Here is a 22,241-nt window from a genome sequence, read left to right as displayed (position 1 = left end):
GCAGTTCCGGGTGAGGTAAAATACAAAATTTCGGTTTTTGGTCCAAAGGCCAAAATGAAACTGGCGAAATACCCCTATGGCTTGCCTCGGGGATAGTCAGTTTCAAGAAATTTTTTATCAAAAAGACACTCTTTTTTCGAGTGGCTTTCTTTTATCGATAAAGACGCGTGTCTTTTGAGTGCTTTAATCAAATGCATACCTATTATCGGCAGCAATCCTGTCTGCAATTTGAGTTCTAAGTTCGGCCACATTAGGTTGATTGGTGTATTTGGTAAATCGTTTTAATCCCATCAACATCATGCGCTGTTCATCGCCTTCAGCAAAAGAAACTATCGCTTCTTTTCCTTTTTGAATAACGATATCAACAGCATTGTACAAGTACAACTGAGACATGGCAATCTGAGTGGCTTGTGCTTCTTTACCAAAACGTTTTACATTCTTTTCGGTTCGCAATAGCGCAGATTCGGCCATATATACCTCAATAAGAATGTCTGAAGCAGCCAACATAATTTGCTGATGACGTTCTAATTCTGTACCAAATTTTTGAACTGCACTTCCTGCCACCATCAAAAAAACTTTTTTTAGTCGGGCAATTACATCTTTTTCTTCGGCAAATAATTCGGAAAAATCCGGAACATCAAAAGAGGGGATACCCATTAATTCTTCGCCAACCTTTGTGGCAGGTCCTAATAAATCTACATGCCCTTTCATGGCTTTTTTAACCAACATACCTACCGTCAACATACGATTAATTTCGTTGGTACCTTCGTAAATACGGGCAATTCTGGCGTCTCTCCAAGCTTTTTCCATTGGGGCATCGGCACTAAAGCCCATTCCTCCAAAAATTTGGATACCTTCATCTGTAGTGTTTTGGGCGTCTTCCGAAACGGCCACTTTTAAAATAGAACATTCTATGGCATATTCTTCTACGCCTTTTAACTCTGCTTCTTGATGCGAGTTTCCTTCGGATTCCCTTATTGCGATGCGATCTTCAATGTTTTTAGCCGCTCGGTAGCAGGCCGATTCTCCCACGTAGCAATTGGTAGCCATTTGGGCAATTTTAGATTTAATAGCTCCGAACGTAATAATGGGCGTTTTAAACTGAATGCGCTCATTGGCATATTTTACGGCCTCAGTCACCACACGTCGTTGCGCTTCCAAACAAGCGGCGGCCAATTTAATGCGACCAATATTTAATGCATTCATGGCTATTTTGAATCCATTACCCCGTTCGGACAGCATATTTTCTAGCGGCACTTTGGTATCATTAAAAAATACTTGTCGGGTGGAGGAGGAGTGAATGCCCAATTTTTTCTCTTCGTCGCCTAGGGATATTCCATTTTTAGGATCATTTTCTACGATGAAACCGGTAATGTTCTTATCGTCTTCAATGCGTGCAAAAACGATAAATAGATTACAAAATCCGGCATTGGAAATCCACATCTTTTGTCCCGTAATAAGGTAATGTGTTCCGTCTGCCGATAAAACAGCTTTGGTCTTTCCCGAATTGGCGTCCGAACCTGCGCCTGGTTCCGTAAGACAATAGGCTCCAAACCATTCTCCGGAAGCCAATTTGGGTACGTATTTTTGTTTTTGAGCTTCTGTACCGTATAGGGTGATCGGCATGGTTCCTATACCGGTATGGGCACCAAAGGCGGTACTAAAGGAGCCTGTGGCACCGGAAATATAATCGCACACCAACATGGTAGACACAAATCCCATCCCCATACCGCCATAAGCTTCAGGTACGGCTACACTTAATAAGCCAAGTTCGCCGGCTTTGCGCATGGTTTCTTCGGTATAGGCATAATCTTTGTTTTCAAATCGCTCCCAATGTGCCCAAAGCTCTCGATCTACAAATTCTTTGGTGCTTTCGCGCATCATTTGTTGCTCATCGGACAAATCTTCTAGTGTAAAAACGTCGTCACATTGGGTTTCCTTCACTAAGAATTGCCCTCCTCGTAGAATTTCTTTGTTTGTTGTTTCGGTACTCATTGTTACAAGTATTTAGTATTGAAAGTGTTAGTTAGTATGTGTTTTTACCATACTAGAATCTAAAATCTTACTTAATTCAGAAATTCAAAAATACCGGCGGCGCCTTGTCCTGTGCCCACGCACATGGTGACCATTCCGTATTTTCCGTTCATATTGCGCTTTCGCATTTCATCAAATAATTGCACGGATAGCTTCGCACCGGTACAGCCTAGTGGGTGCCCTAATGCAATGGCACCTCCGTTTACATTTACGATATCTTGGTTTAGGTGCAGTTCTCGCATTACAGCCAAGGACTGCGAAGCAAAGGCTTCGTTGAGTTCTATGAGGTCTATCTCCTCTTGCTTCAATCCGGCTTGTTTAAGGGCTTTCGGAATTGCTTTTACCGGACCCATGCCCATGATACGCGGTTCTACTCCGGCGGCGGCATAATTTACCAATCTTGCAATGGGTTCTAGTTTAAGTTCTTTTACCATTTCTTCACTCATAACGAGTACAAAGGCAGCACCATCACTCATTTGTGAGGAGTTTCCTGCGGTAACACTACCACCGGCTGCAAAGACGGAGGGTAATTTAGCCAATGCGGCTAAACTTGTACCGGCTCTTGGCCCTTCATCCTTAACTACGGTGTACGATTTTGATGCTTTCTTGCCTTCTGCATCAATATAAATCTGATCTACCGTTATGGGCACAATTTGTTCATCAAACTTACCTTCGGCTTGCGCTTTTAAGGCCTTTATGTGCGAATTGTACGCAAATTGATCTTGATCTTCGCGAGACACTTTAAATTGGTTGGCGACGGCTTCTGCGGTATTGCCCATACCCCAATAATAATCTTCATGCCCCGATTTGGCCAAATCGTAATTCAGTTCTGTTTTAAAACCGGTCATGGGTACGGCACTCATACTTTCCGCACCACCTGCAATGATGCAATCGGCCATTCCGGCTTGAATTTTTGCTGTAGCCATGGCAATTGTTTCTACGCCCGAGGAGCAAAATCGGTTGACCGTTACCCCGGGCACATCTATGGTTTTTAACCCCATTAAGGAAATGAGTCGTGCCATGTTTAGTCCTTGGGCACCTTCCGGCATGGCGTTTCCGACTATAACATCATCAATACGCGCTTTATCCAATTCCGGAATTTTTCCCATCATAAATTGAATGGTTTCTGCGGCCAATTCGTCTGTACGCTTAAATCGGAAAACTCCTTTGGGTGCTTTTCCTACGGCTGTTCTGTATGCTTTTACGATATATGCTGTTTTCATAGGCCTCTCCCAAGTCCTCTCAAAAGAAGAAGGAACTGTTTGGGTTTAATTTTAAATTTTAGACATCATTTTTACTATTTAAAGTCTCCTTTTAGGGGAGATTTAGAGGGACTTTAATTCCTAAGTGGTTTCCCGGTTTTGAGCATGTGTTGTATTCGCTCTAAAGTTTTTCGTTCCGTACACAATGACAGAAATGCCTCTCGTTCTAAATCTAACAAATACTGTTCGGATACATAAGTGGGCTCAGACAAATCGCCTCCTGCCATGACGTAGGCTAGTTTGTTGGCAATTTTTTTATCGTGCGCACTAATATAATGACTGGCTTGCATGGCATCGGTCCCCACAAGAAACATTCCCAACGCCTGCTTTCCTAAAACCTTAACGTCTTTTCGTTTTGGAGGCTGTGTATAACCGCCTGCCGCCAGAAGTTGGGCATAGGCTTTTGCAGTGGCAATTTGTCTATCTTTATTTACCACAACCACATCTTTTCCTTTTTGTAATAGGCCCAAATCAAAAGCTTCATAGGCCGAAGTAGATACCTTGGCCATACCAATGGTAAGGAAGTATTCTTGAAGCACGTTGAGTTCTACATCGTTCTTCTTAAAGGTGTCTGCTGCGCGTAAGGCCATTTCCTTGGATCCTCCACCACCAGGAATAACGCCCACCCCAAATTCAACCAACCCTATATAGGTTTCGGCCGCTGCAACCACCATATCTGCGTGCATGGAAAGTTCGCATCCACCACCAAGACACATCCCGTGGGGTGCAGAAACGGTGGGGATAGCCGAATAACGCATCCGCATCATCGTATCTTGAAACATTTTAATGGCAGCGTTCAATTCGTCGTATTCTTGCTCTACTGCCATCATAAAAATCATTCCGATATTGGCGCCTACCGAGAAATTGGCGGCCTGATTGCCTACCACTAATCCTTGAAAATCCTTTTCAGCAATATCGATAGCTTTGTTTAATCCGGCCAAGACATCGCCACCAATAGTATTCATTTTAGATTGGAATTCCACATTAAGGATACCATCGCCGAGATCTTGAACCACAACGCCTGAATTTTGAAATACTTGGTTGGATTGTCGGATATTATCTAAAATAATAAAAGCGTCTTGTCCCGGAATTTTTTGGGCAGATTTATCGGGGATATTATAATAATAGGAGGCACCATCTTTAACGGTATAAAATGAGGTAGCACCTGAATCGCGCATTTTAGTAATCCATTGCGCCGGTTCTAGTCCTTCTGCCTCTATGAGGCCAATACCCTTTTCCAATCCTATGGCATCCCAAATTTGAAAAGGTCCATGTTCCCAACCAAACCCGGCTTTCATGGCATCATCTATTTTATATAGTTGATCTGAAATTTCGGGGATGCGGTGCGATACATAGGCAAAAAGAGCCCCGAAGCTTTTTCTGTAAAAGTCACCGGCTTTGTCTTTCCCATCAATTAACACCGGAAACCGATCGATCACTTTATCAATCGTTTTGGTCGTCTCTAGGGTAGCGAAACTGGCTTTTTTAGCCTGCCGATATTCCATGGTACCTAAATCTAAGGTTAGAATTTCACTGGAACCATCTTTATGAGCCACTTTTTTATAGAATCCTTGCCCCGTTTTACTTCCCAGCCATTTATTTTCCATCATGCTGTTAATAAATCCGGGTAACTTAAATAATTCGTGCCTTTCATCGGCATCGCAATTATCATAAATACCATTAGCGACGTGTATCAAGGTGTCTAAACCTACCACATCTACGGTTCTAAAGGTGGCCGATTTGGGCCTCCCAATAACGGGTCCGGTTAATTTGTCCACCTCTTCAACCGTCATCCCTAAATCGTTGACCATATGGAAAAGACTTTGGATGCTAAATATACCGATACGATTACCAATAAAAGCCGGAGTATCTTTGGCAACAACCGAGGTTTTTCCTAGAAATTGTTCCCCATAGCCGTTTAAAAATGCCAACACCTCCGGTGCCGTTTTTGGCCCTGGAATAATTTCGAATAACTTTAAATAGCGTGCAGGATTAAAAAAGTGGGTGCCACAGAAATGCCTTTGAAAATCCTCACTTCTTCCTTCACTCATAAATTTTATGGGAATACCAGAGGTATTGGAGGTAATTAATGTACCCGGAGTGCGGTGTTTTTCAAGGCTGTCGAAAACATTATTTTTAATATCTAACCGTTCTACCACCACCTCAATAATCCAATCGACCTTGGCTACTTTTGCTATATCATCTTCCAGATTTCCGGTCGTAATTCTGGAGGCAAATTTTTGATGGTAAATAGGGGAGGGCTTCGATTTTAATGCGGTTGTTAACGCAGTATTCACTATGCGATTTCGAACTACTTTGTCTTGAAGGGTTAAGCCTTGCGCCTTTTCTTTATCGTCCAATGCCTTCGGTACAATATCTAACAAAAGAACTTCTACACCGATATTTGCGAAATGACAGGCAATGCCACTACCCATAATTCCGGATCCTATGACGGCTACTTTTTTTATGTGCTTGTTCATGAATTTAAGCGGATTTATTGTTTGTTTTATAACCTTTTGTATAAATCTTTTTGTCCATTATTAGTTTGTTAATTGTTTCCATGACCTCAAAAAAATGATCTAGTTTTTCTTCGGAAACGTGTTCTCTTACGACATAATTAAATTGCATTACCACATCTTTAGAATCCTTTCTTTTATCTAGGCCAAATGGAGTTAAATAGATGAGAACCCCTCTTCCATCATTTGGATTGGGTTTTCGTTCTATTAAGCCTTTATCTTCCATACTTTTTAGTATTCTGGACAAGCTTGTAGCTTCCATGCCCATTTTAGGCCCCAATGCGGTAGATGGCGTACCTGTTTTTGGATCAATACTTAGAAGTGTAAACCCGATGGCCATGGTGGTGTCAAAATTTTTTGCTTCTTCATTATACATTCTAGCTACTGCTTGCCATGTGGCTCGCAATGCGTAATCTATGGTAATCTCCTTCATATAGGTTTAATGATTTTCAAATATAATAAAATTTATTATGCATGCATAATAAATAAATGTTTATTATTTAAAGTTTTGGTTCGTCTTATCTTCTTTTTGAACAGGTATTAGCACGTAAAAATGAATTCGGCATTAAAAACCCTAATATGGAGTTGTGCCTCTTGGTTTTTTTGTTATCTATGGTGCCCGTAAATCTCATTATATAGGTTGATATACTTTTCCTTTATTATTTTTCTTTTGAGTTTCATGGTAGGGGTAAGATGCCCATCAGTTATGCTCCAAACCTCGGGAGTAAGTCGAAACTCCTTCACCTTTTCCCACTTGGCAAAGTGTTCGTTGGCCTTATCTACTTCTGTTTGGTAACGAGCTATTACTTTTTCGTTACACAGAAGTTCGGCATTGTTGGCAAATGAGATGCCTTGTCTTTTGGCCCATTCTTTCAAAAATTCAAAATCGGGTTGTATGAAGGCAGCGGGCATTTTTTCACCTTCGCCTACTACCATGATTTGTTCAATAAACCGAGATTGCTTAAAATAATTCTCGAGAAGTTGTGGTGCCACATATTTTCCTCCTGAGGTTTTAAACATTTCCTTTTTTCGATCGGTGATTTTAAGAAAGCCGTCGGCATCGATTTCGCCGATATCTCCCGTAAGAAAATAGCCATCACGAAGTACTTCAGCAGTTTTTTCAGGATCTTTATAATACCCTTGCATAACTTGTGGGCCTTTGATGCATATTTCTCCGTCTGCGGCTATTTTAACTTCGGTTCTACCAATGGGCTTGCCCACAGTACCTATTCTAAAGCCTCCGTTGCGCATATCGTTTACGGAAACTACCGGAGAAGTTTCTGTGAGGCCGTATCCTTCCATGACGCCAAAGTTGGCTGCATTGTATATCCGCGCTAATCGGGGTTGCAAAGCGGCACTCCCCGAAGCAATTACAGAGAGGTTGCCCCCAAGGCCCTCTTTCCATTTACTAAAAATAAGTTTCCGAGCTATGGAGAGTTGTACCTCATACCACCAGCCATTTTGCCCATAGGGCTCATACCGCAATCCTAGATCAACCGCCCAAAAGAAAAGGTTTTTTTTAATCCCGCTAAGTGCCGTTCCCTTTTCAATAATCTTGTCGTACACCTTTTCTAAAAGTCGAGGTACTGCAGTCATCACATGGGGTTTCACTTCTTTTAAATACTCACTTATTTGGTCTATGGGCGAAAAATAAATGGAAGTTCCGCAGTATTGATATAAATACATAAGCATTCGCTCGAACACATGACACACGGGTAGAAAGCTGAGCGCCACTGAATTCCCTAAAGTTACCGGAATGCGATGGTAACTCTCTAACGCATTGCTTACCAGATTGTCATGCGTAAGCATAACGCCTTTGGGATGCCCTGTGGTCCCCGAAGTATAAATAAGGGTGGCAAGGTCACTTGGCTTCACCTGATTCTTGCGCACTTCTACTTCCGATTGATTCGAAATATCTTTACCCAAATCTAGGACTTCGCTCCAGTTTTTACAATCGGGGAGCACATCAAAAGAGTACACCTCTTTTAGGTGTGGCACCTGATCTTTTATGGCTGTTATTTTGGCGTAGACCTCGTGGCAAGAAACAAAGCAGTATGTTGCCTTACAGTGATTTAAAATGTAGGCGTAATTTTCTTCTGAACTGGTAGGATAAATGGGTACGTTTTGCGCGCCTACCTGCAATATGCCGATATCCATGATATTCCATTCCGTTCTGTTGGTGAAGGAAATCAGGGCAATTTTGTCGTTTGCAGCCACTCCTAGTCGAAGTAAGGCTCTACTTATGGTATTGGCCTTATCTACATACTCCTGCGTAGAAGTAGCAACCCATTCACCATTATATTTGGTATTGAGGGCATTTTTTAAGTTGTATTTTTCCAATTGATAGTACGGAAAATCGAATAATCGGGTGATTTCTGACATCATAACAGCGAATTAGTCTATGTAACGAATAACGAAAATATAACGTTATTTTCAAAGTTAAACCTAAAAAAGGGAGTAAATTTTTAGAAATTCAACAAGAAATAAGAGGTAACCCTAAAAATGGATGAAGTCATTTTTAAAAAGCACTACGGTTCAGGCTGGTTTTTTGGTGATGTGTTCCGTACAAGAAGGTAGGGTAGGGTCAGTTGAAATCCTTAATCCATACCGTTTTCGGGTGGCCTAGAAATTTCCGGTACCATGGTTTAAAAAGATGTGATTCGTTTTAAGATCCGTCAACATCCTGTTTTTGTTAAAATCCATATTAATCGCTGTAACCTATATTTTTTTTGGAGGATTTAGAAGAAGGCTCGTTTTTGTAGCTCCCACAATGCACCATTTCTGCGATCTAATTTCGTTTGCGAACCGTCTATATATATAGTATCGTCTAAATTGCGCGTGCTCCTTTGTGATGTTCCACCCATTTCCGGGCATTTATAAAAGCTTCCACCCAAGGGGAAATACCATCTTTTCGTTCCTTAGGGTAGTATGCCCAATTCCAAGGAAAGATAGAGCGTTCTATATGAGGCATGGTTACCAAATGCCGACCAGTTTTGTCGCATAACATGGCCGTATTATAATCGCTCCCATTGGGGTTGGCCGGATATTCGTCGTACCCGTATTTGGCAACTATGGCGTACTGATTTTCCTCTAATGGAAGTGTAAATTTCCCCTCGCCATGCGATATCCAAACCCCTAAAGTGGTTCCAGCCATGGAAGAAAGCATCACCGAATGGTTTTGTTGTATTTTTACGGAAGTAAAATTACTTTCATGTTTACGAGAGGTATTGTAAGTGAGTTTGCCATGTGTTTTATGCTCCGGATTAATTAATTCTAATTCCATAAAAAGTTGGCAACCGTTGCAAATACCTACGGAAAGCGTATCTGGTCTCGCAAAAAAGGTATTTATGGCTTTATTGGCCTTTTCGTTGTATTTAATGGCGCCGGCCCAGCCTTTGGCACTGCCTAAGACATCTGAATTGGAAAATCCGCCTACGGCACCCAAAAAGTGAATATCCTCCAGGGTTTCCCTACCGGTTATTAGGTCGGTCATGTGTACATCTTTTACATCAAAACCGGCCAAAAATAAGGCATTGGCCATTTCTCTTTCCGAATTGCTGCCTTTTTCACGCAGTATGGCCGCTTTGGGTCGGGCGCCCTTAAAATTAGAAAGAATACCCGTAAAGTGCGCTGGGAATTGATATACTAAAGGTTGGTTTTTATAATGGTCATATCGGGCTTTGGCAAGGTTATTTGAGGTTTGTTTGGCATCCAACAAATAAGACGTTCTGAACCAAGTATCCCTTAGTGAAGTCACATTTAGTCCTATGGCAACATCATTATTTTTTAGGCGTAAGGTACTTTTTGAAACTACTTTTCCCAACTTGTGAAAGTCGATGCCGGCTTGTGTTAAATCAGCTTCAACACTTTCATCTTTCGTTTGAAAAATGATAGCCGCATTTTCTGCAAATAAGAGTTTTATGGTATCGGGTTCTCCTAAAGCAGTTAGGTTAAGATCGGCACCCAATTCGGTATCGGCAAAACACATTTCTAAAAGCGTGGTAATTAGTCCGCCCGACGCCACATCATGACCTGCTAGAATCTTTCCTTCAACGATTAATTTTTGTAGCGTTGTAAAGACATTTTTTACGTAAGAAGCACTTACGACGGTAGGCGTTTCATTGCCTATGGCGTTCCTTATTTGAGCAAACGAAGACCCTCCCAATTTGTAGGTGTCCTGTGAGATATTGATATAATAAATGCTGCCTCCTTTTTTCTGAAATACGGGCTCTATCACTTTAGTGATATCGGTACAATGTGCGGCTGCCGAAATGATTACGGTTCCCGGTGACAATACCTCTCCGTCTTTGTATTTTTGTTTCATGGAAAGGGAATCTTTGCCTGTTGGAACATTTATACCTAAAGCTATAGCAAAGTCCGAAACCGCCTGTACCGCCTCGTATAAACGCGCATCTTCGCCTTCGTTTTTACATGGCCACATCCAGTTAGCCGATAGGGAAACCGAAGTTAACCCATCTTTTAAGGGTGCCCAAATGATATTCGTTAATGCCTCTGTGATACTATTTCTACTTCCAGAGGTCGGGTTTATTAACGCTGAAACAGGCGCGTGGCCTATTGCCGTAGCTATTCCTTCCTTGCCTTTATAATCCAAAGCCATAACCCCACAATTATTGAGCGGAAGTTGTAAAGGTCCTACACATTGCTGTTTGGCCACTTTGCCACCAACGCAACGATCTACTTTATTTGTGAGCCAATCTTTAGAGGCCACGGCCTCTAATTGCAATACCTGCTCTAAATACTCGTGAAAATCGGCTAGTGTATATTCGGGGTTTTTATAGGTTCTTATAATCGTATTATCGGTCATAATTGTCTTTGGCGAACTTCCAAACATGTCATCCAGTTTCAAATCAACCGGTTTTTCACCTGTTTTTTGGGATGCTATGGTAAAGGTCTTGTCTCCGGTAACACAACCCACTTCGTACATGGGCGCACGTTCGCGTTCGGCAATTCTGTTTAAGAGTGCTATGTGTTCAGGAGGCATAACCAGTCCCATCCGTTCTTGAGATTCGTTTCCAATAATTTCTTTGGCCGAAAGTGTAGGGTCGCCTACCGGAAGATGGTCCAGATTAATGGTTCCGCCGGTGTCTTCTACTAATTCTGACAAACAATTTAAATGTCCGCCCGCACCGTGATCGTGAATAGATACAATGGGATTCACATCACTTTCTACCATAGCCCTAATGGCGTTGGCCGTCCTTTTCTGCATTTCGGGATTAGAGCGTTGTACGGCGTTCAGTTCTATGACGTTTCCAAAGGCACCTGTATCTGCACTAGAAACCGCTGCGCCTCCCATCCCTATACGGTAATTATCGCCACCTAGAATTACGATTTTGTCGCCTGTTTTTGGTTTTTCTTTTAATGCCTGATCGGCTTTGCCGTAGCCAATACCTCCGGCTTGCATGATCACCTTGTCAAAGCCTAATTTTCGTTGGTTTTCTTGGTGTTCAAAGGTAAGGACGGATCCGCTGATCAATGGCTGACCAAATTTATTGCCAAAATCGGAAGCTCCGTTAGATGCTTTGATGAGGATATCCATAGGCGTTTGGTAGAGCCACGGACGTTGCGGCATGGCATTTTCCCAAGTGCGGTTTTCTTCTAATCGGGAATACGCCGTCATATACACCGCTGTTCCTGCCAAGGGCAAAGAGCCTTTTCCGCCCGCCAAACGATCCCGAATTTCGCCTCCAGATCCGGTGGCGGCACCGTTAAAGGGTTCTACCGTGGTCGGGAAATTATGTGTTTCTGCTTTTAACGAAAGTACAGACTGAAACTCCCTCTCCTCATAAAAATCAGCGATATCGCCTCGTCTTGGCGCAAATTGAGTGACAGTAGGCCCCTTTAAAAAAGCCACATTATCCTTGTAGGCCGATACAATACTGTTGGGGTTCTCTTTCGCTGTCTTTTTGATGAGCTTAAATAAGGACGATGGCCTTTCTTCTCCATCAATAATAAATGTGCCATTAAAAATCTTATGCCGACAATGTTCCGAGTTTACCTGACTAAAACCAAATACTTCCGAGTCGGTTAACTTTCTACCCAGCCTTATGGCTAAATTATTTAAATACGCAATTTCCTCATCATTTAGTGCCAAGCCTTGGGAAGCATTATAATTGGCAATATCAGTTATTTCTTTTACGGCTTCTGGGGCAAGGTCAATGGTAAACGTTTGTTGCGTTAGTTGGTCGTATTTCTGAAAGAGCATGGGGTCATAATCCGAAAAATCGGCATCTACAGCCCTAAATTCTTCAATGCGAATAATGCCTTGAATACCCATATTAACCGTGATCTCTGTAGCGTTGGTACTCCAAGGAGTGATCATAGCGGCCCGTGGGCCAACAAAAAAGGCGTCTAAAGACGCCCTATCTATTTTGGGTTTATCGGCAAATAACCACCTTAATTTTTGTGTATCTTCCTGTGAAAACGAACCCTCTGTCTGTACCGCAAAAACGGTTGTGCTAAGGTCTCCGAAGAAATGGATCATGGATTGCAGCATTGTTTAAATTAACAAGCCACAAATTTAGGTCTTTCGGTGTTAATTTTAAAGCAGAATAATGAACAGTTTTACACTGTATTGTTAATTACTCCTCTTTAGGAAGTGGGCGAAATTTTTTCCATTAACGCCATATAGAAGCCATCAAAGCCAGATTCTGAGGCGTATATTTTTTTGTCCTTTACCAGTTTAAAATCCTTTCCTTCTTCTGAGGATAGAAACTTTTTTACCTGTTCCCAGTTTTCCTGTGGCAAAATAGAGCAAGTGGCATACACCATTTTACCTCCTTCTTTTACCAGTTTGCTGTAATCGCGCAGAATCTGTTGTTGCGTTGCTGTTATTTCGGTTATAAATTCTGGGGTCAATTTCCATTTGGCATCCGGATTTCTACGGAGCACCCCCAAGCCTGTACAGGGTGCATCTATTAAAACTCGGTCGGCCGTGCCGATTAGTTTTTTAAGAACTTTGGTAGTGTCTATTGTTTTGGTTTCTATATTAAACGCACCTGCTCGTTTGGCCCTGCGTTTTAGTTCGTGCAATTTATGGGCGTAAATATCGAGCGCAATCAACTGCCCTTTGTTTTCCATTAAGGCGGCCAGGTGCAATGTTTTTCCGCCGGCACCCGCACAGGTATCTATGACCCGCATTCCAGGAGCTACCTCTAAAAAGGATCCTACCAATTGCGAAGAGGCATCTTGTACTTCAAACATGCCCATTTTAAAAGCTTCCGTTGTAAATATATTGGTGCGTTCCTTTAATTTTAAGGCATCGGGGTACCCCTTAACAAATTCGGTATCTATATTTTCTTGCAATAACGCATCGTGAAGTTGTTGTTTGGTTGCCTTTAACAAATTGACTCGTAAAATTACTTCGGCTTGCTTGTTTAGTGCTGCTATTTCCTTGCTCCATAACTTTTCGCCTAAATACGTTACCCCTAATTCATCCATCCAATCCGGGATAGATTCCTTGAATTTTCTAATTTTTGAAAGTTCGTCAAACTTGCCTTTTATACGGCGTTCCGGGGTGGGTTCTAATTGCTTCCAATCGGGTAATTTTATGCCTTTTAGTACCGCCCAAACGGCAAAAAGTCTAAAAAGGTTTGGCCTGCTAAACGGGGCTTTTACCGCTGCAATTTCGCAATAGAGTCTTTTCCATCGTACCATATCATAGGTGGTTTCTGCAATAAAACCTCGGTCGCGCGCGCCCCAGCGTTTGTCAAATTTTAATACTTTTTCTACAACTTTATCGGCATATTCTCCCTCATTGAAGATTAAATGTAGCGCCTCTACCACGGCAAACACCAAATTTCTGTGTAATTTCATTGCCTATCTGTATTGATTTTTATTGGTTCATAGCCCGATTTTGCAAAATTCTGTAATTAGAATTTCAATAGGGTGTTATGGGGTTAACAACTTTATGGATTCCGATTTTTATTTCAGAATTAAGGTTGCAAAGGTATCTCTTTACAAAGGATTCTATCTATTTTTGTTAAAATTTATAGGCATGCGGTATTGGTTTTTTGCGATATGTGGTTTTTGTTTTCTTTCCTGTGATAAAAAGTTGGCATCGCACAACTATACTTCGGTAGGGATGCAAGTGCTTTATACCGATTCTATTAGTATCAGGGCTATTACTGTAATGGAAGGCAATTTGGCTTTTGCTGCTAATAAAGGCACGTATGGGATGGTAGATTTTGCATTAAACAACATAAAGACCAATGTGCAACTTTACGACGGTAGTGCCCCTGAATTCCGTGCTGTGGCGCATACCGCTACCGATTTTTTTATGCTTTCTATAGCCAACCCTGCCTTACTTTATAAAACAGGTGATTATGGCAACATGGAATTGGTGTACCAAGAAGAAGATCCCCAAGTTTTTTATGATGCGATGCATTTTATGAATGATACCGACGGCATTGCGGTAGGCGATAGCATGAATGGCTGTTTGTCTGTAATTTTGACTAGGGATGGAGGTGCTACTTGGCGAAAATTGCCCTGTACGGCTTTACCGGATGGGGTGGAAGGCGAAGGGGCTTTTGCGGCGAGCAACAGTAATATTGTGTCCGTTGGAAACATCGTTTGGATGGCTACAAGCAAAGGCCGTGTGCTGCGGTCAGAAGATAAGGGCGAAACATGGACGGCTGTGCAAACTCCCATTGCGCACGAAAAAAATACGCAAGGCATTTATGCCATGGACTTCTACGATGCACAATTGGGCATACTCATTGGCGGCGATTATACGCAGCCAGAAGGCAAAACCGCCAATAAAGCCATAACTGTAGACGGCGGAAAAAGTTGGCAGCTTATTGCCGATGGCATGGATCCGGGTTATAAAAGTTGTATTCAGTTTGTGCCTAATTCCGGTGGTAAGGATGTGGTTGCGGTAGGGTTTACGGGTATTTCTTACTCTAATGACGGAGGTGAAAGTTGGAAAACCTTATCCGATGAATCCTTTTATACCCTTCGATTTTTAAATGATTCCGTGGCGTACGCTGCGGGTAAAAATCGCTTTGCGAAGCTTATATTTCGTGACTAAAAGGATTTTTTCAAAGTAGCGTAGTTACAATTAAAGCTAATCGTTGGATCTTTTTTGGTGCGATTGCCGAATTAATTGCCGTTTAAAGTCTTCTTCTGCACGCAATAGAAGCACGGTCTTTCGAGACGAAAGTACGTTACTTAGCTTTAGCAAAAATGCCTTGTCCAATTCTTCTTGCTCTTCTTCTATGGCTAAATATTTAGTTAATAATACGTTGGCCTGTTTTTCTGAGATACCACTCATGTCCTTCAATTTATCTCGTACTTCTCTCCATTCTCGTTTGCGTATTGTATGGCGTTCTTCTTCGTATTTATTATACAGCGGCCAAAATAGCTCTGCTTCTTTACTGGACAAATCCAATTGTTCGGTAAAAAATGCTACTTTCAAGGTTTTTATTTTGTCCCAGTCAGGGTTATGTTGACCAAAAGCGAACGAAAAACTAAAAACCATTACGAGGGTTATCCCAATTTTAATGTACTTAGTCATTGTTTTCCAAATTAAATTCTTCAAAATTATCTGTATTGTTATATAAGTAATCAATGACGTTTTCTTGTAGTAGTTCATTTACTAACACATCATTGATTTCCAATTGATCCACCGGGATCATTTCGGCAATTTCATAGCTTGTAAAGCCAAACTCATTGGTTTCAAAATAGGTTTCAATATCTGAGAAGGAAAGATCTTCAAAGTCAAAAATCGCATTTTGGACTGGGTTCTTATTTAAACCAAAAAATACTAGGAATATGGCAGCAATGGCCACTGCGGCATAATAGTATTTTGTAAAAGCATTATGTGTAATTAGCTTGCCTTTTGGGGGTTCTAATCTTTTAAGAATGCGCTGATCCAGGTGATCAAAATAATTTGCAGGCACTTTAAAGCCTTCATTGGGTTTTTCCTGTGCGGTGTGTTCTATGGTATGTAAAATTCGCTCGGAGACATTTTCAAAATACCCCTCCGGGATTTTAAAACCGTTTTTTGATTGCAATTTTTTCATATCTATACTTTGACTATCAATATCTTAAAAGGTTTAATGCGCTAGCAAGAAAGCTTCTATTTTTTTTGCTGCAAGATGATAGGAGGCTTTTAATCCACCTACAGTAACATCCAAAATATCGGAAATTTCCTCATATTTTAGTTCCTGAAAATATTTCATATTAAATACCAGCTTTTGCTTTTCCGGAAGCGTAGCTATGGCCATTTGTAGTTTTAACTGAATTTCATCACCATCAAAATAGACATCACTTCGTAAATTTCCTACCAGTTTGGACTGTAGTTCTTCACTACTAATACCCATTTTTTTGGATTTGGACTGCAAAAATGTTAAAGATTCATTTGTGGCGATGCGGTACATCCAAGAATACAGCTTGCTGTTACCCTTAAAGCCGTCAATATTACCGAGGACTTTAATAAAAGTGTTTTGTAATACGTCATCGGTGTCATCGTGATCTAACACAATTCTGCGAATATGCCAATACAATTTTTCCTTATAGGTGTCAATAAGGATTTTAAAGGCTTTAGACTGTGTTTCCTTTTGCTGTAGTTGACGAACTAAGGTTTCTTCTGCAATCAAAATATTTTCCTTGCTTTCAATGGATTAGACAAAATTAAGGGAAAAAGGTTTAACCAGAGGGTTATATTTAAAAATGATCTTTACTATGGACACAGCTCAAAACAATACCTATCCAATGCACGGTTTTTTGGTATTGGCGGCACTACGATACCTCAGTTGGTTTATGTTGATTCGTTGTTAAAAAGGTGTCCATGAAATGACCGTGCAAAATTGAAGGTTCGGTTCATAGGAGACAAAAGGCCTAAAAAAACATTTTTAAAATGGGTGTTTCGGTATTATTCTAGGGACTGCATGGTCACCAGTTTTTTATACACTCCGTTAGCCGCTAATAACTGGGTATGGGATCCTTGTTCTACGATTTCGCCCTTTTGAAGTACTACGATGGTGTGGGCATTTTGTATGGTAGAAAGGCGGTGGGCAATGATGATAGACGTGCGGTTTTTCATCATATTTTCCAGTGCATCTTGCACTAATCGTTCACTTTCTGTGTCTAAAGCCGATGTGGCTTCATCTAATATCATAATGGGCGGATTTTTTAGGACCGCACGTGCAATTGCCAAACGTTGTTTTTGGCCGCCACTCAGTTTATTGCCCATATCTCCTATATTGGTATGATATCCTTGCGGTAATTCCAAAATGAAATCGTGGGCGTTGGCAATCTTTGCTGCCGCTACAACTTCTTCTTCTGTAGCATTTTCCTTGCCAAGGGCAATGTTTTGGTGCACCGAGTCATTAAACAGGATAGAATCTTGGGTAACTAGCCCAATTAAATTACGGAGCGATTTTTTGGTGAGGTCTTTAATAGGTATGCCATCTACCGAAATCTGCCCTTCGGTAACATCGTAGAACCGAGTCACGAGGTTGGCAATGGTACTTTTTCCACTGCCCGATTGACCTACCAACGCGACTGCCTGTCCTTTGGGAATGGTGAGGTTAAAGTTTTTCAATACAAATTCATCTTCATACTTAAAGGAAACCTGCGTTAGTTGTATATCTGAAGTGAAATCGGGTTTTACCAAGGCATTTTCTTTTTCTACAATGGGGTTTTCAGTTTCAAGAATTTCCAACACTCTTTCGGCTGCCGCATTCCCTTTTTTAACACCGTAAGAGGCTTTGCTGATCGCTTTTGCAGGGGTTAAAATATTGTATGCCAATGCCATATAGGCAATAAAGGAGGACGGATCCAAAGTCTTGTCAACCAAAACCATTTTACCGCCAAACCACAATAAGACTCCAATAACTAAGATGCCCAGAAATTCTCCTACCGGTGAAGCTAAATTTTGACGGTTAAGTAATTTATTTGAAAATCGAAAGAATCTTTGAGTAGAAATTCTAAAGGTGTTATAAAATTTAGACTCTGCATTAAATGCTTTTACCACCCTAAGCCCACCTATTGTTTCCTCTACGATAGACAAAAATTCGCCCTGTTCTTTCTGTACCCGATCCGATTTTTTTTTCAACGATTTTCCGATGCGGGAAATGGCCATACCGGCCAAAGGAATAAAAATAAAAACAAAGAAGGTTAGTTTTGCGCTTATCCCAAACATAATAATAATCGTGAACAATATAGTTAAGGGTTCGCGTACAATAAGCTCTAAGACAGACAAAAAGGAATGTTGAATTTCTAATACATCCGATGTAATACGGGCAATAACATCACCTTTCCTTTTCTCCGAATAAAAGGATAATGGCAATGTTACCATTTTTTGGTACATCCCATTTCGGATATCCTTTAGAACGCCATTACGCAAAAAGGTGATAAAATACATGGCCAAATAATTGAAAATGTTTTTTAAGAGAAACAGCGCCAACACCAAACTTATAACCAAAACCAACGCCTTCATTTCATCGTCTGCCGCATAGGAGGTTACCAAGAAACTGGCATAGTCTTGCAGATAGTCTTTTATGTGCCCTAGGGAAGTGTACTCAGGTGCTTGAAAGACTTTTTTAGATTGATCAAAAAGGACGTCGAGCATCGGGATCAAGGCTGCAAAAGACAAGGAACTAAAAAGGGCGTATAGAATGTTAAAAAAAATATTGAGATAACCGTATTTTTTATAAGGTTTGGCAAAACGAAGAATCTTCTTAAAATAATTCATTAATTTAATTTGAGTTCACTGAGGATTCTGTCTATTTTGGCATCCAACTCAGCAGCTACTTTTTTAAAATTTTCTCGTGTATGTAGCGGCGCATTGATACTGAAATAAAATTTTATTTTGGGTTCTGTTCCGCTAGGACGAGCGGCCATTCGGGTGCCATCTTCGGTAACCAATATGATCACGTTAGATTTAGGTAAGTGGATGGGACTAATAGCTCCTGTAAGAAGGTTTGTTGATGTAGCCGTATTATAGTCTTCTACCACTACCACCTTAGAACCGTCAATAGTTTTTACCGGATTTTCCTTAAAATCGATCATCATTTGTTTAATATCCGCTGCGCCACTTATTCCTTTTTTGGTAAGGGAAATCAACTTTTCTTTATAAAAACCAAAATCCACATAACAGTCTATTAAATCCTGGTAAAACGAACTTCCGCGTGCTTTTGCACTTGCCCCAATTTCGCAGGCCAACAGGGTAGCTGTAACAGCGTCTTTATCGCGCACAAAATCGCCCACCATATAGCCAAAACTTTCTTCGCCTCCCCCAATAAATCGTTGTTCCGGAAAATCTTTTACCATTTTGGCAATCCATTTAAATCCGGTTAATGCAGATTTATAAGCTACACCGTAGGCTTCGGCCAAACGAGCCATCATGGGCGTAGAAACTATGGTTGATGCGATAAATTCGTTACCCTGAAACCCTTTTTTTTGTTGTTCTTCCAATAAAAATCGGGTCATCAGTACCATGGTTTGGTTGCCATTAAGCAACTCCATATCTCCGTCTAGGTTCCGCACGGCAATACCGAGACGATCTCCGTCCGGGTCTGTACCTATAACCATATCGGCTCCTATTTCCTCTGCTTTTTTAATAGCTATTTCCAAGGCTTCCGGTTCTTCGGGATTGGGAGAGATTACTGTCGGGAAATTGCCATCTGGCTTAGCCTGCTCTTCAATAATAGTTACATGGGTATAGCCGGCTTTTTGGAGCACTTCGGGCACGGCAGTAATGGAAGTGCCGTGAAGCGAAGTAAACACAATTTTAAAATTTTCTTTTCCGGGGGCATTGAAACTGCCATTTTTTACGGAAGTAGTTATAAATGACGCATCAGCTTCTTTATCTATGAGTGTAATTAAATCGGCATTCGGGTTAAATTTTACATCCTTAAAGTGCAGGTTGTTTATTTCTGATATGATTTCTCCGTCTTGTGGGGGCACTATCTGTCCGCCATCTGTCCAATATACTTTATACCCATTGTATTCTGGCGGATTATGAGAGGCAGTTAGTACAATACCGGCATGGCAATTGAGATCGCGTACCGCAAAAGACAAGGCGGGAGTGGTTCGTAATTCTGAAAACAGAAATACCTGAATGCCGTTGGCCGAGAACACATTGGCCACAATTTTGGCTAACGTATTGCTATTGTGCCTACAATCGTACGCAATGACCACCTTGATGGGTTCCCCGGCATTTACTTTATTAAGATAATTGCTAAGACCTTGTGTGCTTTTTCCTAGCGTGTATTTATTAATTCTGTTGGTGCCAACCCCCATAATGCCACGCATACCACCGGTACCAAACTCTAAATCCTTAAAAAAGCGATCTTTTAGCTCTTCCGGATTTCCGTTAAGTAATGCCGCCACTTCGTTTTGTGTCTCTTTGTCGAAAATGTCTGTAAGCCAACTTTGGGCTTTGGATAGCAACTCATCCATAAAGTATAGTTTTGTTTTTAAAATTATACGACGAATTCATTTTTATGTGCATCAATTTGATCCTTAATGATATATCGATTTTCATCTTTTCGGGAACGCACTAAAATTTCGCCCAAAAAGCCTGCTAAAAATAGTTGTGTGCCTATAAGCATGGCGGTAAGGGCAATAAAAAAATGAGGACGGTCTGTTAATAATCGGGCGGTGGGATGCAAGAAAAGCTTATCGATACCTAAATAAAGGGTAAGTCCGAAACCCACTACAAACATGAGAATGCCTAAGGCTCCGAAAAGGTGCATGGGTCTTTTTCCAAAAGTTGAGAGAAACCAAATGGTAATAAGATCTAAAAAGCCATTGATAAATCGATCCATGCCAAATTTGGTTTTACCGTATTTCCGCGCTTGGTGTTGCACTACTTTTTCTTCTATTTTGGAAAAACCGGCGCTTTTAGCCAATACCGGAATATACCGATGCATTTCGCCAGAAACTTCAATCGTTTTTATGACCTCTTTTTTAAAAGCTTTTAAACCGCAATTAAAATCGTGCAGCGGTACTCCCGAAGTTTTTCGGGCAGCCCAGTTAAAAAGCTTGGAAGGTAGATTTTTAGACAGTGTGGCGTCGTACCGTTTCTTTTTCCAGCCCGAAACCAAATCATAGTGTTCGTCTTTTATTAATCGATACAGCTCGGGAATTTCTTCAGGATTGTCCTGCAAATCGGCATCCATTGTAATAACAACATCGCCTATAGCGGCTTTAAAGCCGGCGTGTAATGCTTGCGATTTGCCATAATTTTTAAGAAAACGAATGCCTTTTACGTTTTTATTGGCTTCGGATAGCGAAGTAATTACACCCCAAGAATTGTCTGTGCTACCATCATCAATGAAAAGAATTTCGTAAAAAAAATGATTGGATTGCATCACCGATACAATCCAATCATGCAGCTCTTTAAGCGATTCTTCCTCGTTTAATAAGGGTATTACAATAGATAAATGCATGGAATACTTCTGATAAATCTTTTCAAAAGTACAAATTAGTTAAGATTTTCTGACTTTTTAAGCACCAAAGCAGGAATTAGAGTTAACAAAAATCCAAGAATGATACTAAACAGCGTACCTAAAGTAAAGCGAATCAATGGTGTTGAGAATTTTTTACCCATTTCTAATTGGGCATCAATTTGTTCGCTAGTTAATTTGGTGGTTTCTAAAAGTTGTCCTTTTTGATATTCCAAAGCTTTGGTTAGGGTATCGGGATCAATGACAGACATAACTAGTTCATTGTAGATTAGACCAATAATACCGCCTATAAGACAGATGCCTACGCCAATTTTTAATGCCTGGCCAAAGCTAAGAAGACCCGTATTCGCTTTCTTAAATTGAAGGAGTCCCAAGATAATTAAGACCAAAGACATTATGATACTTACCACAATTACAGACATACCGCCTTGATAGTGGAGGTCCATGGAGTAAAGCATGAGACCAAATATCACTTGTAGCCCGCCTAACAGGAGCCCAAAAGTAAGCGCAAATTTTCCGGTTTTTGGTTGATTTTCTTCCATTTTTACAGAGGTTTAAAGTTGGTTATCATATATGTAGTAGTTTGCTTTTTTTTGTTACAAAAAAGATAGTGATTTTTTCTTTATATTTTTTGGGTGATAAAATTGCAGTTTAGTCAAAAATAGTTAAATTTGCAGCCTTAAAATAATTGAATTTTTTAGCGCAGCATCATGAGAAAAGGTATACACCCGGATAATTATAGATTAGTGGCTTTTAAGGACATGTCTAATGAAGACGTTTTCATTACAAAATCCACCGCAGATACAAAAGAGACAATAGAAGTGGATGGGGTAAGCTATCCTGTGGTAAAACTGGAGATTTCAAGAACATCGCACCCTTTTTATACCGGAAAATCTAAATTGGTTGATACGGCTGGTAGAATTGATAAATTTAAGAACAAGTACAAGAAATTCGAAAAGTAGTTTTTTGTATAAAAAATCGTAAGGAAGTCACGT

At 40.7% G+C, this 22,241-nt stretch carries 16 protein-coding genes; 2 read left to right on the top strand and 14 right to left on the bottom strand.

The window, feature by feature from the left end:
- Positions 1-183 precede the first annotated feature (183 nt).
- From U1E44_RS12605 to U1E44_RS12575, 7 genes are all read right to left on the bottom strand, one after another.
- Positions 184-1,995: an acyl-CoA dehydrogenase family protein gene (locus tag U1E44_RS12605; protein ID WP_322931451.1), complete on the bottom strand. Its 1,812-nt coding sequence runs from the start codon at positions 1,993-1,995 to the stop codon at positions 184-186.
- A gap of 71 nt (positions 1,996-2,066) precedes the next feature.
- The gene (locus U1E44_RS12600; protein ID WP_322931450.1) at positions 2,067-3,257 is read right to left on the bottom strand and encodes an acetyl-CoA C-acyltransferase; all 1,191 of its coding nucleotides are present in this window, start codon (positions 3,255-3,257) and stop codon (positions 2,067-2,069) included.
- A gap of 113 nt (positions 3,258-3,370) precedes the next feature.
- Positions 3,371-5,776: a 3-hydroxyacyl-CoA dehydrogenase/enoyl-CoA hydratase family protein gene (locus tag U1E44_RS12595; RefSeq protein ID WP_322931449.1), complete on the bottom strand. Its 2,406-nt coding sequence runs from the start codon at positions 5,774-5,776 to the stop codon at positions 3,371-3,373.
- Between the two features lie 4 nt (positions 5,777-5,780).
- Positions 5,781-6,245, bottom strand: a complete 465-nt coding sequence (locus U1E44_RS12590) for a MarR family winged helix-turn-helix transcriptional regulator (protein WP_322931448.1) — start codon at positions 6,243-6,245, stop codon at positions 5,781-5,783.
- A gap of 173 nt (positions 6,246-6,418) precedes the next feature.
- The gene (locus U1E44_RS12585) at positions 6,419-8,194 is read right to left on the bottom strand and encodes an AMP-dependent synthetase/ligase (protein ID WP_323673901.1); all 1,776 of its coding nucleotides are present in this window, start codon (positions 8,192-8,194) and stop codon (positions 6,419-6,421) included.
- Positions 8,195-8,639: 445 nt separating this feature from the next.
- A complete protein-coding gene (gene purL / locus U1E44_RS12580; protein WP_322931446.1) occupies positions 8,640-12,314 on the bottom strand; it encodes a phosphoribosylformylglycinamidine synthase in 3,675 nt (1,224 codons plus the stop codon).
- A gap of 107 nt (positions 12,315-12,421) precedes the next feature.
- Positions 12,422-13,645, bottom strand: coding sequence for an RsmB/NOP family class I SAM-dependent RNA methyltransferase (locus U1E44_RS12575; RefSeq protein WP_322931445.1), 1,224 nt, complete (start codon positions 13,643-13,645; stop codon positions 12,422-12,424).
- A gap of 181 nt (positions 13,646-13,826) precedes the next feature.
- Between U1E44_RS12575 and U1E44_RS12570 the strand changes: the two genes are divergently transcribed.
- Complete coding sequence (locus tag U1E44_RS12570) at positions 13,827-14,858, top strand: WD40/YVTN/BNR-like repeat-containing protein (protein ID WP_322931444.1); 1,032 nt, start codon at positions 13,827-13,829, stop codon at positions 14,856-14,858.
- Positions 14,859-14,894: 36 nt separating this feature from the next.
- Here U1E44_RS12570 and U1E44_RS12565 read toward each other — a convergent pair whose 3' ends face one another.
- From U1E44_RS12565 to U1E44_RS12535, 7 genes are all read right to left on the bottom strand, one after another.
- Positions 14,895-15,344 carry a hypothetical protein gene (locus tag U1E44_RS12565; protein ID WP_322931443.1) on the bottom strand — a complete coding sequence of 150 codons (450 nt, stop codon included), beginning with the start codon at positions 15,342-15,344 and terminating at the stop codon, positions 14,895-14,897.
- Positions 15,337-15,852: a hypothetical protein gene (locus U1E44_RS12560; RefSeq protein ID WP_322931442.1), complete on the bottom strand. Its 516-nt coding sequence runs from the start codon at positions 15,850-15,852 to the stop codon at positions 15,337-15,339. Before U1E44_RS12560 ends, U1E44_RS12565 begins: the two co-directional genes overlap by 8 nt.
- A 33-nt stretch (positions 15,853-15,885) precedes the next feature.
- Positions 15,886-16,428: an RNA polymerase sigma factor gene (locus U1E44_RS12555; protein ID WP_322931441.1), complete on the bottom strand. Its 543-nt coding sequence runs from the start codon at positions 16,426-16,428 to the stop codon at positions 15,886-15,888.
- A gap of 275 nt (positions 16,429-16,703) precedes the next feature.
- Positions 16,704-18,527, bottom strand: a complete 1,824-nt coding sequence (locus U1E44_RS12550) for an ABC transporter ATP-binding protein (protein WP_322931440.1) — start codon at positions 18,525-18,527, stop codon at positions 16,704-16,706.
- Complete coding sequence (locus U1E44_RS12545; protein ID WP_322931439.1) at positions 18,527-20,236, bottom strand: phospho-sugar mutase; 1,710 nt, start codon at positions 20,234-20,236, stop codon at positions 18,527-18,529. Before U1E44_RS12545 ends, U1E44_RS12550 begins: the two co-directional genes overlap by 1 nt.
- 23 nt (positions 20,237-20,259) lie before the next feature.
- Positions 20,260-21,228 (bottom strand): glycosyltransferase family 2 protein, encoded by a 969-nt coding sequence (locus tag U1E44_RS12540; protein ID WP_322931438.1) that lies wholly within the window; start codon positions 21,226-21,228, stop codon positions 20,260-20,262.
- Positions 21,229-21,263: 35 nt separating this feature from the next.
- Entirely contained in the window at positions 21,264-21,788 is a 525-nt protein-coding gene (locus U1E44_RS12535; RefSeq protein ID WP_322931437.1) for a DUF4199 domain-containing protein, read from the bottom strand.
- Between the two features lie 168 nt (positions 21,789-21,956).
- Here U1E44_RS12535 and U1E44_RS12530 point away from each other — a divergent pair, with 168 nt between their 5' ends.
- Positions 21,957-22,208 carry a type B 50S ribosomal protein L31 gene (locus tag U1E44_RS12530; protein ID WP_322931436.1) on the top strand — a complete coding sequence of 84 codons (252 nt, stop codon included), beginning with the start codon at positions 21,957-21,959 and terminating at the stop codon, positions 22,206-22,208.
- The last annotated feature ends 33 nt before the right edge of the window (positions 22,209-22,241 follow it).

Origin of the sequence: Aurantibrevibacter litoralis (genome assembly GCF_034651555.1) — a bacterium.
Lineage (GTDB): Bacteria > Bacteroidota > Bacteroidia > Flavobacteriales > Flavobacteriaceae > Aurantibrevibacter > Aurantibrevibacter litoralis.
Note: the sequence above shows the minus strand (reverse complement) of the source record. Positions and strands in the feature narration are given on the sequence as shown.

Coding starts and splice junctions, on each gene's coding strand:
- U1E44_RS12590 (WP_322931448.1), bottom strand. CDS start 6,245: ATGAAGGAGATTACCATAGATTACGCATTGCGAGCCACATGGCAAGCA.
- U1E44_RS12605 (WP_322931451.1), bottom strand. CDS start 1,995: ATGAGTACCGAAACAACAAACAAAGAAATTCTACGAGGAGGGCAATTC.
- U1E44_RS12530 (WP_322931436.1), top strand. CDS start 21,957: ATGAGAAAAGGTATACACCCGGATAATTATAGATTAGTGGCTTTTAAG.
- U1E44_RS12600 (WP_322931450.1), bottom strand. CDS start 3,257: ATGAAAACAGCATATATCGTAAAAGCATACAGAACAGCCGTAGGAAAA.
- U1E44_RS12550 (WP_322931440.1), bottom strand. CDS start 18,527: ATGAATTATTTTAAGAAGATTCTTCGTTTTGCCAAACCTTATAAAAAA.
- U1E44_RS12595 (WP_322931449.1), bottom strand. CDS start 5,776: ATGAACAAGCACATAAAAAAAGTAGCCGTCATAGGATCCGGAATTATG.
- U1E44_RS12565 (WP_322931443.1), bottom strand. CDS start 15,344: ATGACTAAGTACATTAAAATTGGGATAACCCTCGTAATGGTTTTTAGT.
- U1E44_RS12545 (WP_322931439.1), bottom strand. CDS start 20,236: ATGGATGAGTTGCTATCCAAAGCCCAAAGTTGGCTTACAGACATTTTC.
- U1E44_RS12560 (WP_322931442.1), bottom strand. CDS start 15,852: ATGAAAAAATTGCAATCAAAAAACGGTTTTAAAATCCCGGAGGGGTAT.
- purL (WP_322931446.1), bottom strand. CDS start 12,314: ATGATCCATTTCTTCGGAGACCTTAGCACAACCGTTTTTGCGGTACAG.
- U1E44_RS12540 (WP_322931438.1), bottom strand. CDS start 21,228: ATGCATTTATCTATTGTAATACCCTTATTAAACGAGGAAGAATCGCTT.
- U1E44_RS12570 (WP_322931444.1), top strand. CDS start 13,827: ATGCGGTATTGGTTTTTTGCGATATGTGGTTTTTGTTTTCTTTCCTGT.
- U1E44_RS12575 (WP_322931445.1), bottom strand. CDS start 13,645: ATGAAATTACACAGAAATTTGGTGTTTGCCGTGGTAGAGGCGCTACAT.
- U1E44_RS12585 (WP_323673901.1), bottom strand. CDS start 8,194: ATGTCAGAAATCACCCGATTATTCGATTTTCCGTACTATCAATTGGAA.
- U1E44_RS12535 (WP_322931437.1), bottom strand. CDS start 21,788: ATGGAAGAAAATCAACCAAAAACCGGAAAATTTGCGCTTACTTTTGGG.